Here is a 14,837-nt window from a genome sequence, read left to right as displayed (position 1 = left end):
TGAAATCATTTTTTTCAGCATGAATCCATCATATGAATAGTTTTTCTGGCAACAAAATTGCTGGGAGTTCAATAAACCGATATTTCCCATATTCTCATTTCATTTTCTGGAGATTAAATCTTCAATGCAACGACTCAGTCATTTAATGCAGATCCTGCGAAGATTCTGGAACGCGATTGCGTTTTTTTTCCAGCGTAATCATCCGTTGCAAAGTGGACATGGCTGGATTGAACGCTATCTCCGTTTTCGCCTGCTGAATCCCTTTGATGATCATTTTTTTGAAAATTCACCAGACAACTGGCTGCCCTTTGATGATTTTTTATATGCGGTTGTTCAGGAGAACGGAATTTTTTATGGATGCCCCATTCTTGATGAATCCCTAAGCGAGACTGTTCACTCTCTGCATTTTCCGGTGGAAGATTCGGGATCCCTGTTTATTTATCTGGAAACCCTGTTTTTTGTGCCAATGCGTGAGTCCCTTGTGATTCAACCGATGCTGACTTATGAAAACAGAATGGCACACATCCTTGTAAAAATACTGCGTTTTTATCTTCCTGAGGAAAAAAGCCTGATGATCCACAAGGATCTGCCCGTTTTGCGATTGTTTGATCATGCCGAATGCCAAAGGCTGTTGCATCTGCTGGAAGACACACTGATCAACAAAGTCCACATTCAGGATCCGCGCCTGTCACAGATTGGATCACTGCAAAACAGTTTTATTTTCCCCAAGTTATTCTATTTTTTCCGGTGGTATACGACAAATCTTCTCATAGAACAAGATGGAGAAAAAGATTTGAGAAAAACACTCGACGAAGAATTTGATTTCCGATTGCAGATCATTCTTGTATTTGGTGCCTTGATCTGGTCTGACGGCTATCTGGCTGATGTGGAAATGAATGTGATGGAGCAGTATATCAAACAGGCTGATTTTCCGGATGAATTGCAGGAATTGATGCTGGAGCGCATCCAGGAACCCATGGGACTGGATGATTTGCACTTCAAAATAAAGGCCATGCCTTTGAAAAAATATCTCCTTGAGCGCACCATTCTGCTTTCGCTGATTGATAATCAGCAGGTAACCCAGGAGCGCATGATGATTGAACGGATTGCCGGAATGCTCGAGATGAGTTCTGATGAACTGGAAATCATGTATGATTCTGTCGGTGCTTTTTTTGCGAGGGAAAGTCATCGTTTTGTATTTCTGAAGAACAACCCGATGGTGTCTCAGCTTCAACAACGATTCCAGAATAAAATCATGAATCAGATTAAAGACAACCTTGACAAAATCATGATTGAAATCAAGGAAACCCAGGAACTGTATTCTTTGCTGGTCAAGGCAACCTCTGAACCTTTGACCGATGAAGAAGTCGTCAAGGTGCGCCTGCAATTGCTGGATATTCTCAAAACGATTCCGGCAATCGCCATTTTTCTGTTACCCGCAGGTGCGGTGGTTCTCGCGATTCTGATCAAGGTATTGCCCTTCAATATCCTGCCCAGTGCTTTTAATAACGATTCCTCCATTAAAAATAAACTCGCATGAAACTGTCTCCCTTTCAGAAATTCTGGTCCACACTATACAACCTTCTATTTCTGCCTGTCGCCTGGATACTGGTCAAGATTGTGTCCATGAAATCTGAAAATCTCCGGGAATCCCTGCAAGGCCGCAAGGATCTCTGGACGCGTATCGGGAACCAGCTTGCCCGGCGTGAATGGAAAAAACCGCTGATCTGGTTTCATGTCGCCAGCGCGGGAGAATATCTTCAGGCACAACCCTTGATGGAATTGTGCAAAACGCATGATGTGGAATTCGCTGTCACCTACACTTCTGTCAACGCTCTCAAATGGTTGAAAAAAATCAATTTCAGTGAAACCGGAGGCGCTGTCATGTGTGATTATCTCCCACTGGATTACCCTTATTTCATGCGTCGTCTGCTGGCCTTGATCCAACCTTCTGCTATCGTGTATATCAAATTTGACCTGTGGCCTAATCTGCTCTGGGAAGCATACCGGCAAAACATTCCGCAATACCTGGTTTCTGCTTCCGTCTCTCCTGACTCAGGCAAAGTGAACTCTTTTCTGGGACGGTCTTTTTTTCAAAGCCTGTATCCCTGTCTGGAACAGATTTTTACAGTCACGGAAACAGACCGGCAGTTGCTGGAAAATGCCGGAGCCAATCCTGAACAATTGCTGATTGCCGGGAACACCCGCATAGACAGCGTCATTTACCGGCGAGACCGGATCCCGGTTCCGCACATGCCGTGCCGTGATGACCAGTTTGTTTTTATCGCGGGAAGCTCCTGGCCACCGGATGAAAAGTGCATGGTGCCTGTCTTGCTGGAATCCCTGAAACAAAATTCCCGGTTGATGGTGATCATGGTGCCACATGAACCCACAGAATCACATCTGGCCCCCCTGGAACAGATGTTTCAAGCTTGGAAACCTGTCCGCTGGTCACAATGGCACACTCAAAACACAGACGCACGAGTGGTGCTGGTCGATACAGTTGGAGTTCTTTCATCCCTTTATCACAAGGGACATCTGGCCTATATCGGCGGAGGCTTCACCACTGGAATCCACAACATTATGGAGCCTTGCGCCATGGGAGTGCCCGTGATCTTTGGTCCAAAATATCACAATGCGCCTGAAGCACTGGATCTTATTTCCCAGGGACTGGTATTTTCTGTAGAAACAACGGAGGAGTTCAGAAAAATATTCAATGAATTACTGGGTTCACCAGAATTGACAAAAAATATTGGACATCAATTGCGAGAGTATGTGGAGTCAGCCAGTGGAGCTTCAAAGATGTGTTTTGAGATCATTCTGGAGCGGTGTGAGATGGAGGAGCCTGCGATGTGAGGAATCACTCAACGGTTGTGCCAGTTCTGACACAGCGGAATCCCAGATGAAATGCCCGAGTCCAGGGTGCCAATCCCATCCTGTGTGCCACTCTCATATTTTCTGCCGAGCCAGTTCCAAATTCGCCACCCCAGGCACCACCTCTGACACCTTTGAGCGGATATTCTTCTGAAACAGCCTGCATCGGCCCTTTGGGATTCATCGGATCTGAAACCTGGTAATACGCGGGATCAAACCAATCCATCACCCATTCCATGACATTGCCCTGCATGTCGTAAATTCCCAGACTGTTCGGTTTGAGAATTGACACATCATGCGCTCCCGGTTTTTCATCCATATTCCCCGCAAACCAGGCATAATCCCGCAGTTGTGTGACATCATCCCCCCAGGCATATTTTCCCGGGCTACCCGATCTGGCGGCAACTTCCCATTCAGCCTCAGTGGGAAGCCTCTTTCCGACAAATTCACAGTAATTATTTGCGTTTTCCCAATCGACATACACCACAGGTTGAAGAGGATTCGTGGTGTCAAAAATCCCTGTTCCTTTCTGACAAGTCTTGCAGCGCGAAAAAGCGTCGTTGGTCACTTCATGGATATCAATCATGAAAGCGTCCAGAAATACCTCATGGACAGGCTGTTCTTCAGGATAGTTGCTGTTACTGCCGATGCTATAATTGCCGGCTGGAATCAGAACCATAGGAACAACGGCTGTTTCAGGTTCAGGAATCACCGGAACGATTTCCGCGAGAGCAGGGGTGGGAACAGTGACCAGAGGAGTGTCCTGTTCGATAGGTTGTTCAACCCTGGCGGTTGCTTCAGGAATTTTAAATACCATGGCTGTGGTCAGTTCCATATTCCACAAGATGGAACCGGTCAACACATCAAACAATTCCAGGTGAATCGAGAGAAGTGTCTCATCCTTGAGACGATACTCTCCCTGAACGATCCAGTCTGCGCCAACCAGACTGGTAAGCTCTGAAGCAATTTCACTCTGACCGGTTTGCGGAAAAACTTTGAGCCATTCCGCACGAAGTCTATTCAATCTGTCAAAGGGAATAATGCTACGTTTGTTTTTCAGGATCAATTGATCTGTTAATATTTTTTCCAGTTTTTCGGAAATCTCATCACGCTGTGCCTGTCGAGGGGCAATATTCAGCACAACAATCAGTGGTTTTAAGGCAGGAAGCTTGTCTGTTTGCTGGAAAAAGGCTGTAGCCGCATGTTCCATGGCTTCGGGAACAGAAGAAAACGTTTCGGCCCGCACACTGGCAGACCAGGCGATCATCAGGCAGGCACAGGCCATAACCGGCCTGAATCGCGGAGTTAAAAAATGCTTAGAGACCCAGCGCATACTCCACCATCTTCCTGCACTTGTTTTTCCCATAAACCCCCACCATTAAATGCAGATCGGGTCCTTGTTCAACCTGAGTGATGGCGTAACGCATTGGCAACCACAAATTTTTTCCTTTGATACCTGTTATTTTTTGAATTTGTTTCATCACTTCAGCAAAGTTGCTGTCTTCCAGTGTTTCCAGCGTTTCAGTCTGTTCCAGAAAGGCCTTCAGCACCACTCGTGATTCTTCTTTTTTCAGGAACTCAATCAAAACCGGATCAGACAGAGTACTGCCCCGATCTTCAAAAAACAACGATAGCGAATTCTGAATATCTTTAAGCTGTGTCAGACTGTTCTGAGCAATCTGACATACTTTTTTCAGACGATCCGGCGATTCCCCCGCAAATGGAGTGGTCTGAATATAAGGAGCTAACGCGTCCCATAACTCCTCCGGAGACAGTTTTTTGATATATTGCTGATTCATCCAGTTCAGTTTCTCCCTGTCAAACACGGATCCTGATTTACCCACCCGTTCAAAACTGAATCGTTCAATCAGTTGTTCCATGCTGAACAATTCCTGCGCGTCACCGGGATTCCAGCCCAGTAATGCGATAAAATTGACCATGGTCTGCGACAGATAGCCTTCCTTACGAAAGTCTTCAACCGACACACTGCCCTGACGTTTACTCAACTTGGAACGATCGGTATTCAGAATCAGGGGAAGATGGGCAAACTGTGGTGGTTCCCAGCCAAAATAACGATACAGTAGCAGATGCTTGGGAAAGGAAGGCAACCATTCCTCACCACGGATCACATGGGTAATCCGCATGAGGTGATCATCCACCACAACCGCCATGTGATAGGTTGGGAAACGGTCGGTTTTGATCAGCACCTGGTCATCAATCTGTTCTGAGTTGATGGCAACTTTATCACGAATCAGGTCTTCCATCAGGATTGTTTCATTTTCAGGAATTTTCATGCGGATCACATAAGGCTCTCCTGATTCTATGCGTGTCAAACCTGCATCACGTGGCAAATTACGGCAATGTCCATCATAGCGGGAAATCAATCCTTGAGCTTTTTGTTCCGTTTTCACCTGTTCCAGCCGTTCAGCACTGCAAAAACAGGGATACGCATGGCCTTTGTCCAGCAGAATCTGTGCGTGTCGGGCATAGATTTCCAGCCGTTCTGACTGTTTATAGGGGCCATAATCGCCACCAACGCCAGGTCCTTCGTCAGGAGTAATGCCAGCCCATTTCAGCATGGCAATCAAGTCTTCCTCAGCCCCCTCAACCAGTCGATTCCGGTCTGTATCTTCCAGTCTGAAAAGAAATGATCCCTGCTGTTGTCGGGCATACAGGAAACTGAATAATGCGGTGCGCAATCCCCCGACATGAAGGTATCCGGTTGGGCTTGGCGCAAAACGTGTACGAACCATATACTTCCTGAAAGTTTTAATTATATTGAAATCGTCTCATACGGATATTTAACAACAAACCCACGCCAAACATCATGGACAGCATGGAAGAACCCCCATAACTGAAAAACGGAAGGGGAACTCCGACCACAGGCATCAGCCCCAGAACCATGCCGATATTGATGGTGACCTGTGAGGTAATAATCACCACGATCCCGACGGTCAATATCGCGCTGATCCGGTCTTTGGTTTTCAACACATTGGAAAGTGCCCACAACGCAAACAGCAGAAACACGACCAACACACTCACAGCGCCGACAAAACCCCATTCTTCTGAAAATACTGAAAAAATAAAATCGGTATGATGAGCCGGCAAAAAATTGAGTTGTCCCTGAGTTCCGCCACCAAATCCTTTACCCCAGAATTGGCCGCTACCAACCGCGATTTTGGACTGGATCACATGATAGCCTGTTCCCAAGGGATCACGGTCAGGGTTAAGAAACGTAAGAACACGGTCTTTCTGGTAGGGTTTGAGAACATAGAACCAGGCGATGGGCAAACACACCAGACTGAGTGCCAGGGTCGAAAACATGGAGCTCAGACGAATTCCAGCCAAAAAAATGATAGGCACAAAAATAATGACCAGCATGAGAGCTGTTCCCAGGTCAGGCTGGCGCAGAATCAAAATAAACGGAACCCCCAGAAGCAGGGCCGGCCAAAGCAGATTGATCCAGCGCAAATCGCCAATACGACGTCCCTCCCTGAAATAATAGGCCAAGGCCAACACCAAAGAAAATTTGGCAAACTCCGAAGGCTGGATAAACACAGGGCCAACAGCCAGCCAGCGTTCTACCGGAGATCCGGGTCCTCCTGTTCCGAACATGGAAACCAGGACCAGCAAGCCGATAACCATGCCATGAACAATGTATCCAAGGCTTACAAAAAACCGGTAATCAATCAGGATGGTGAACAATATCACGCCAAATCCTACCAGGATCCAGTACAATTGCCGTTTGCGGTACAACAGCATGACCGGATCTCCTGTGGTCGCAGAATACATCGCTACCATGCCTATTGCGCAAATAACGATCAGCATAAAAATCAGGAACCAGTCAAAATTGGAGATCAGACGCCGATCAAACATGTTGTTTCATAACGCAAAGGTCAGTGGTTGACGGGGATCACTGAACGTTGAAAAAGAGATGCTCTGAAAAATCACTGAAATCTTTGGCACTTTTCAAATCACGGTTGACAGTTTGTCATCTCGACGAAGAAGCGATCCGGTTCACCACGCTTCAAGATCCCTCGTCGCTCATACCTCGCTCTGTCGGGATGACACCGGCAAACTGTAAAGTACTTGTGACTGATTTTGAACGGTGCACTTTGGAAGTGTACAATTTACACTCAAAAACCGAGTAATTCTCTAAATAAAAAAGGTGCAAGTTTTAACATCAATTTTGAGGTCACAGAAGAGTCAGGCGCTATATCTTGAAGAAGATTAAAACATGTTTTAGCCGCTTCAATCTGACCACTTTCAAGAAAATATAGTCCTGTTACACCAAAAAAGCCAACGACCTCTGTAATATGAAAAATATCGCGGTCAGGATAAAGCATTTTTAAGTCGAATTTTTGTTCCAAAATAATTGGAACTTCTTCGAAGTTGCCCTTTCGAAGACAAAACTCCGCATAATTTAATTTTGCAAATAAGTAATCTGGATGTTTTTGATAATTTTCCTTTACGATTGCGTCAGCTTCTTCCAATTGTTCGTTTTTGCTGAGAGCGGCGAATAGCCAATTGTATAATTCACGTATCTCTGGATACTTTGCCTTTAATGCCTTTAAACGTGGAATTGCCTCAAGTGGATCACTATAAACAAGATCATGAAGCTCTTTAAATTGTTCTTCCACTTCTTCTGGAAATCTGGTTCTCTCAAGCGCGTCATATGTAATACTGTAATTTGAAAATTGAAGTGTTTGTAATGACTTACGCTTTCTAAACATTACACTTCTGGGTAAGTGGTTCTTATTTTTTTTCGGTTTATTACGTTTTTTTGGGTTTTTACTCATATCAATAATTGATCCACTAAGAGTATGATATCTAACAGACAGATAGTTGGAAGACATACTTTAAAATCAGGACAGCGACAACTTTCGAGGTTTTATAGAGATTGAATTTAATGTTCAAGTGATTATATCCCCCTGTTTGACAGCAAGTCAGGTTCAGTGTTTGGGTTTCCAAACCATGATTCCACGAATTTCCTGAGCATTTCACGACAAAGACAAAACTGGAATATCCGGAAACCTTATGTATGATGTGCTCCCGTTCACATGATTATGTTATGAACCCCCTTTGTTTACACAAGAGTTTCCGGATTTATGACAATTTCCCCAAATGCTTCCTCATGGAATCTCAACGCTCATCAGTTGGGATGCTACATCAATGATCAATGGCTCTGGCGAGGCCTCGATTTTGAGATTCAGTCTGGAGAACGAATTGCGTTGACTGGCCCTTCAGGTTCAGGAAAATCGTTGCTGATGCGACGGTTATGCTTGTTGGATCCACTTCAGGAAGGAGAGCTTTTTTATAAAAATCAACCCCTGGCGCAATGGTCTGTTCCGTTGTACCGGACTCAGGTGCGCTATGTCGCACAAAAACCAATGCTATGGGAAGGAACCGTTGAAGATAACTTTCGACGTGTTTATCAGTATGGACAGTACAAAAATCAGAAATACCCCGCTGACATGATTCATAAGTGGCTAAATTTGTTGGGACGTCCTGAATCATTTTTAACCCAAAAAGCCCATCGTCTCTCTGGAGGAGAAGCTCAGCTTGTAGCCCTCCTGAGAGCCTTACAAAATGACCCTGAATTGCTTTTGCTGGATGAACCAACTTCAGCCATGGATCCGCCCCTCCTGCACAAAGTGGAGCAATTTTTAACAGACTGGCAACAGGAACGGCAGACCTTGCGTTCATGGCTATGGATCACACATGATGAAGCCCAGATTTCCAGAATCTCCAACCGTCAGATTACATTGAATCCAGCAGGAGCCAACTCATGAACTATATCTCGATTCATCCTCTTCAACTGGGCCTGGCATTGTTGCTTTTGCTGGGTAATCTGGGGCTATCGCTGATGTTAAAGCTCAAACTTGAGCGATCCCTGGGAATTGCCGTGGCAAGGATGACCATTCAGTTATTGCTGGTCGGTATGATTCTGGAGTGGATCTTTGCGCTCCGCTCGTTTATCTGGGTGATGGTCGGAGCATTGATCATGACAACCATCGCCAGCATTTCAGCGGTGAACCGTACAAAACGGAGATTTCCCGGCATCTACTGGCACAGTTTTGTCTCCATTCTGGGTTCTGCCTTCATTGTCACCGGCATTGGACTGACAGGCATCATTCAGGTAACCCCATGGTACGAACCACGATATTTTTTCCCGATTTTCGGTATGATTCTGGGAAATATCCTGAATGGTATCTCCTTGGGCCTTGACCGGTTCATGGAAGAAATTGTCACTCATCGTGACAAGATCGAAACATCCTTGGCGTTGGGTGCCACACGCTGGGAAGCTATTCAGGAGACCATGCGCAACACCCTGAGAACAGGCATGATCCCTATTCTGAACACTATGATGATCGCTGGCGTGGTGAGTTTACCGGGAATGATGACCGGACAGATTCTATCAGGAACGCCCCCGATTGAAGCGGTACGTTATCAGATCGTGATCATGGTGCTGATCGCCTCGGCCGTTGCCTTTGGATTGACAGGGGTGATACTGCTCGCTTTTTTTAGATTATTCACCCCACAGCATCAACTCCGGGAAGACCTGTTGATCTCCAAATAACACCCTGATCCCATCTGACTTGCTTATGAAACCCCGTATTGTCCTTGTAGAACCCCAGGGGCCCCTGAATGTAGGATCCATTGCCCGTGTCATGAAAAATTTCGGTTTTGATTCTTTGATCGCCGTGAATCCACGCTGTGATGTTCACTCACAGGAGGCGTTCAATATGGCGACACATGGAGCGGATATTCTGCGGGAAATTCGTTGTGTATCAACAATGGCGGAGGCTCTGGAAGGATGCTCGACCGTGATGGCTACCACTGCGAAATCAAGGCAGATCCAGGAAACCATGCTGGAACCAGACCCGATTTTTAACCGGATCATCTCACAAAATCAGCCTTCAGGGATTTTATTCGGCGCTGAAGACCGGGGGTTGAGCAACGAAGAACTGCAATGGGCCCAGCACTGGATCCACATACCCGCATCGCCTGAATTTTCCACACTCAATCTTGCTCAATCCGTAGGAATTTGCTGCTACCGCTGGTTTTGCGCCGAACAAGCCACGACTTCGGATCATCCGGAGGAACAGTCCGGGCAGGCTCAAACTCTGGCTCCTGTGACGGATATGAATCATTTTCTGGAGCATCTTTCAGAATTGCTACTGGAAATTGGCTATTTGTATCCCCATACCGTTGAAGCCCGCATGAACAAAATCCGCCGGATGCTGTTCCGTGCTCAACCATCACCTGACGATCTCGCCTTGCTACGGGGAATGATCAGGCAAACCCGTTGGGCACTCGATCAGCAAAGTCAGCCCGCTTCTATGGAACAGCAAAAGAATAAATTGTATTAGTTTTAGTATCAAGCAACCTCCATTTTCAGATCTGTAGAGACGTGCGAATCGCGCGTCTCTACGTGTGCCTGGCAGAAGAAATATTTTTGGAAAGTTTTCTATTCTAATTTTTGAGTGTTCCTACGCCTGCTTCTGAAGCGTGAATATCCCCAATTCGTAGGTCACCGGTATTCCCCGGTCAGAGGCCTGACCGTCCAGATATTCCAGCAAACGTCTGAATTCTGAAGGCGACAGCCTGACCGAACCAAGGCTGGTCGCGGCTCCAATTGCTTTGAGACTATGGAAAAAAGCTCTGGCGGAGGGGTGCCATTCTGTATATTCCATCTGCTCCAGGTGAATCCCGGCAGAGTGGGGTTGCATTTGTTTTGTGAGGGCCGTTAAATCAGGAAGACTGTTGGCCGTGACAGACAGATGGAGTGCCATGCATGCCTGTTTCCACTCAGGATAACAACCACTTCCCGGAACAGAAAAAACCAACCATCCCCCGGGACGTAAGGCCTTCATCAGTTTTTCCAGTGACCCGGAAAAATCAAGAAACCATTGAAACGTAAGATTGGACAAGATCAGGCCATAATGCTCCCTGGTGTCCAGTTTTTCACCATCCAGTTGATAAAATTTCGCATGATTAATGGGAATTTGCCGACTCAGGAGACGTTCCTGACATTGTCTCAACATGGCAGGTGAGATATCCGTGATTTCGAGATGGTGGTCTGGTGCGGCTGACAAAAGAATTTCTGAAACAAACCCTGTTCCACAGCCAATCTCCAGCACAGGATGCTGTGTACATAAGGGAAGAATCGGCTCGCAACGGGAAAAAAACTGGTTTGCCGAATATTTTTGAAAATCCGCATGATTCTCATATTCCCGGGCATGCAGGGAAAAATTCCGGATGATTTTATGTTTTATGTCCGGTGCTATCATGCGGTATAACTTTTTTCAGGCGATGATTGACAGAAAAGAATGCGGGCATACATCTGGTAACACGACTGGTAGCGCATGTCCCGCATCAGGAACAAGGATCAATTGACTCTGAGAAAGCTGTTGCTGAAGTTGTGTGCCCAACCGGAGAGGAATGATTTGATCCTGTGTCCCGTGAAACATCAGGATATCCGGGATATTCTCCAACAATTCCAGATCCATCCGGTTGTTTTTCAACTGAACGAGATCCTCCATCAGCAATTCCAGATTGATGGACAAATCGCAATTCTCCATGAAAAAATCCGGACAATCACAATATTTGAAAAAATCCCGCAAAACCGATAAGGGCTGTTCCCTGAATTTTCGGATCATACGGGGCAGACTTCTGGAAAACGCGAGCGGTTTGCCTTCAATTTCCGGAGGAAGTCCTTCAAAACATCCCAGCAAAATCAAACGATCACACTGACTGAGCACAGACTCACTGAGCCACCACAACCCCATCGAATGGGCCACCACAATTTTGAAAGAAGCCTGACGCTGAAAAGAAACCCGACGTACCGGACCATAATATCCGCGATCCTCGAATAGCAGATCCACATTATCAGGAAATGCCTGTAGCCATTTTTCCCAGCAACTGGAATCAAACGCCCATCCATGCTGAAACATCATCTCAATGAAGTGATCTGCGGCCATCATCAGTTTTTGAGATAATTTTCATAAGCCAATTGGCGAGTCAACGCGTCAAAATTTTCCTTCGCCAGTTTTTTCCAGAGTGCGTCCGGGTTATCAGGGATATCCATCAGCTCCTTGTAGATTGCTAAGCCTTTTTGTAATTCTCCAGTGGATTGAAAGATATTGCCCATATAAAATCTGGCCCAGCGCACCGACTCAATCACCTCTGGTTCATCCCGCCCGGAATACAGACTGATGGCTTTTTCATATTTTTGCAGAGCCGTATCCAGGTTTTTTCGTTTATAAGCCATTTCAGCTTCATAGAAATGGCTTTGAATGATGTAACCCGGAACATTATCGCCAATCACAGGATGCCGGAACTGTTTAATGGTTTGGATATAGGATTCCTCAGCTCTGACATAATTCCCCTGATTTTTATTAAGCTCTGCCAGTTGAAAATACAGATTGGGAACAATCTCGGCATGCAGCGGATTGTTGGTTTTGACATATTTTCGAAGGGTTTCTTCATAGACCTGAATCGCCTCCGGATACTGACGATTCAGTTCAAACACCTCCGCCAGACGCTTGCGAACATCCGCATCATAGGGACTGTCAGGAAACGCGTTGATAAAACGGGCCAGTGTGTCCCGTCCGAGTGCCAGTTCCCCTTTTTGAATGAGCACCTCCGCTTTTTCCTGCGCGGTGAGTTCCTTCAAAGTCTGCGAAGTGCGATTTTCAACAAAATTAAACAAATCCAGCGCGTCATCAAACAACCCGATTTTCTGGTAGGCGATGCCCACCTGAAAGAGAGTGGTGTCAAACTGGAAATTGGTTAAATATTTTGCTTTGTACTCCTGATATATGGCCAGCACCCCCAGATAATCGCCCTCCATGAAGTGACGGTTGATCAGCCCTTTGAGGTTTTCGTCAATGTTATCCTGAATAATGTTTTTATTCACATACACACTGTTGGGATACTTCTGCATATAAGTCTCTAATGCCGCAATCGCGTCCACATACTGTCCAAACAGAGTCAGCGTTAAGCCTTTGCGGAGCATGGCGTTTTCCACCTGGGAGGATTCCGGATATTTGGTTACAATTTCATCATAAACCTTGATCGCTTCATGGAATTCACGGGAATAGGGCCGCTGTGCCTGAATATTGGCAATTCTCATCTTTCCCAGCAACGCAATGTCACGAGAGAAGCTTTTCATAGCGGTCTGATAGACAGCTATGGCCTCATCCTCCTGGCCTTCATCTCTCAGGAAATCACCCAGACGCAAGGCCACCAGTTTGGAAAAATCAGCATCGGGATAGCGCTTGAGCAATACCTTGAACACTTCCCGGGCCGTGGCGTAATCCGCGGTTTCATAATAGGTTTCCCCCATGCGGAACAACAGGGACGCGTCATCAGGGTAGCGGGGATCAATCGCACGGGCTTTGTCGAACGCCTCCCGTGCCTTGATGTATTGATTGATGTTGTAATAGGCTTCCGCCATTTTATAATAAGCGGTCGCCAGATGTTTGGTATCCGGCGTGCGCAGGTACTCCCGGAAATCCTGAATTGCCAGATTCCATTCTCTGCGATCCACCTGACTGACGGCTTTCCAGAAACGGGCCTCTGTTGCGTAAACACTGCCGGGATAATTTGTCTCAATTTGCTGATAAATCAGGTTGGCGTCATCATAAAACTGCATTTTGTGATAACTTTGCCCAATCCGGAAATAGGCATGTGGAATCAGATCCAGTTCCACATCATTCTGTTTTGCCACCCGGATCGCTGTTTCATAGGCCGTGATCGCTTCATGATAATTCCGACCATTCTCCTTTTCCACCATGGTATAGATGGCATCCGCGATTCTGAACAGGGACTGAATCGCCAACGGGTCTAACGGATCCTTAAATTCACCGGTATCGGCTTTGGCCTGGGTGTAGATTTGTCTGAAAATATTGATGCTACCCGTGTAACTGCCATCTCTGAAGGCACTTTCCGCCTTGGCATAATTATTACGCAAGGCCGCTTGACGGTTGCTTCTTGCACGATCTTCCTTTCGTTTTTCTTTTTCAGCCAGTTCACGTTTTTTTTCTTCAGCCGCCAGTTTTTGCTGTTCTTCTTCGGTCAGATCCTTTTTTTCTTCAACGACTTCCGCAACCTCAGGTGTGACTTGAGCAGATCCGGGTTCGCCATAAAAATCAACGACCCACCGGGGAGGATCATATAAAAAACTTTCCTTGACTTCCAGCTTGCCAGTCGTTGATTCAATGCTGATGAAGGTCTGGTTGGGATCTTTTGTGATTTCAACAAAGCGAATCCGGTCATCGGAATAGGTCGGAATTTTCAGATCAGGTGCTGGATGTGTGTCTGCAAAGCGGATTTTAGTCGTTTTCTGGTCTTTGTCCTGAACAATCATGATACGGGCTTCCCCGCTCAGCGTAAATGTGGCTCGAGAGTAGTCAGGCGGATGCATTCCAAAGCGAATTGCGGTGAGGCGAAGTGAAGGTTCACGGGGCGGAGGTGGTAGGGGATTCAAGACAACAGAGGGACGCAGTTCCAGTTCCAGAACCCCTGGTTGTTGGCTTTTCCCAATGCTGTAAGCCAGGTTGCTTTCCAGGGTTTTGATCTGAGCCCAGATTTCTTTCCCCACCGGCATAAACCGGATTCCTTCCAGAATCACATCATTGAACCGGCGCTCATCCTTGCCGTCAGGAAAAGCAGTGCGGGCATTTTTGAATTTGATGATCATGGTTTGACGGTCCAGATTTTCTACAATTTCATAGACCGGCGTCATATCGCAGAGGAAGCGGACATTCAATTGCTGTCCAAGGCGTTTGAGTTCAATGCCCTGAATGGACGTAACCGCATCCTGCGCCAGAACGGTCTGTCCCACCCACCATAAACTCAATAATCCTGTCAATATCCAGATTTTGATCCGCATGTGCCTGCCTGTTCTTTCTGAAGAGTATCTTTATTGATCCGTATATCATAGAAATTTCATGCCA

General features: G+C 46.3%; 12 protein-coding genes. 5 read left to right on the top strand and 7 right to left on the bottom strand.

Annotation, left to right across the window (positions count from 1 at the left end; genetic code table 11):
• Positions 1–124: 124 nt before the first annotated feature.
• Entirely contained in the window at positions 125–1,540 is a 1,416-nt protein-coding gene (locus HQM11_01080) for a hypothetical protein (GenBank protein MBF0349591.1), read from the top strand.
• Positions 1,537–2,856, top strand: a complete 1,320-nt coding sequence (locus HQM11_01075; protein MBF0349590.1) for a 3-deoxy-D-manno-octulosonic acid transferase — start codon at positions 1,537–1,539, stop codon at positions 2,854–2,856. Before HQM11_01080 ends, HQM11_01075 begins: the two co-directional genes overlap by 4 nt.
• Positions 2,857–2,860: 4 nt before the next feature.
• Here the strand turns inward: HQM11_01075 and HQM11_01070 are convergent, their stop codons facing one another.
• The 4 genes from HQM11_01070 to HQM11_01055 all read right to left on the bottom strand — a co-directional run bounded on the left by HQM11_01070 (position 2,861) and on the right by HQM11_01055 (position 7,730).
• Positions 2,861–4,207, bottom strand: a complete 1,347-nt coding sequence (locus tag HQM11_01070) for an SUMF1/EgtB/PvdO family nonheme iron enzyme (protein MBF0349589.1) — start codon at positions 4,205–4,207, stop codon at positions 2,861–2,863.
• Positions 4,191–5,627: a glutamate--tRNA ligase gene (locus tag HQM11_01065; protein MBF0349588.1), complete on the bottom strand. Its 1,437-nt coding sequence runs from the start codon at positions 5,625–5,627 to the stop codon at positions 4,191–4,193. The genes HQM11_01070 and HQM11_01065 overlap by 17 nt, the downstream gene beginning before the upstream one ends.
• A 16-nt stretch (positions 5,628–5,643) precedes the next feature.
• Positions 5,644–6,750, bottom strand: a complete 1,107-nt coding sequence (gene rodA / locus HQM11_01060) for a rod shape-determining protein RodA (protein MBF0349587.1) — start codon at positions 6,748–6,750, stop codon at positions 5,644–5,646.
• Positions 6,751–7,010: 260 nt separating this feature from the next.
• Entirely contained in the window at positions 7,011–7,730 is a 720-nt protein-coding gene (locus HQM11_01055; GenBank protein ID MBF0349586.1) for a hypothetical protein, read from the bottom strand.
• Between the two features lie 252 nt (positions 7,731–7,982).
• Between HQM11_01055 and HQM11_01050 the strand changes: the two genes are divergently transcribed.
• Genes HQM11_01050 through HQM11_01040 form a run of 3 tightly spaced genes read left to right on the top strand, consistent with a single transcriptional unit; the run spans position 7,983 to position 10,247 of the window.
• On the top strand, positions 7,983–8,666 hold the full coding sequence (locus HQM11_01050) for an ATP-binding cassette domain-containing protein (protein MBF0349585.1): 684 nt from the start codon (positions 7,983–7,985) through the stop codon (positions 8,664–8,666).
• Positions 8,663–9,454, top strand: a complete 792-nt coding sequence (gene fetB / locus HQM11_01045) for an iron export ABC transporter permease subunit FetB (protein MBF0349584.1) — start codon at positions 8,663–8,665, stop codon at positions 9,452–9,454. Before HQM11_01050 ends, fetB begins: the two co-directional genes overlap by 4 nt.
• Before the next feature lie 25 nt (positions 9,455–9,479).
• A complete protein-coding gene (locus HQM11_01040; GenBank protein ID MBF0349583.1) occupies positions 9,480–10,247 on the top strand; it encodes an RNA methyltransferase in 768 nt (255 codons plus the stop codon).
• 120 nt (positions 10,248–10,367) lie between these two features.
• Here the strand turns inward: HQM11_01040 and HQM11_01035 are convergent, their stop codons facing one another.
• The 3 genes from HQM11_01035 to HQM11_01025 are packed head-to-tail and all read right to left on the bottom strand — an operon-like array spanning position 10,368 to position 14,773.
• Complete coding sequence (locus HQM11_01035) at positions 10,368–11,168, bottom strand: methyltransferase (GenBank protein MBF0349582.1); 801 nt, start codon at positions 11,166–11,168, stop codon at positions 10,368–10,370.
• 15 nt (positions 11,169–11,183) lie between these two features.
• Complete coding sequence (locus HQM11_01030) at positions 11,184–11,861, bottom strand: alpha/beta hydrolase (protein MBF0349581.1); 678 nt, start codon at positions 11,859–11,861, stop codon at positions 11,184–11,186.
• Entirely contained in the window at positions 11,861–14,773 is a 2,913-nt protein-coding gene (locus tag HQM11_01025; GenBank protein ID MBF0349580.1) for a tetratricopeptide repeat protein, read from the bottom strand. The genes HQM11_01030 and HQM11_01025 overlap by 1 nt, the downstream gene beginning before the upstream one ends.
• Positions 14,774–14,837: the final 64 nt, after the last annotated feature.

This window comes from SAR324 cluster bacterium (assembly GCA_015232315.1).
GTDB lineage: Bacteria > SAR324 > SAR324 > SAR324 > NAC60-12 > JADFZZ01.
Note: the sequence above shows the minus strand (reverse complement) of the source record. Positions and strands in the feature narration are given on the sequence as shown.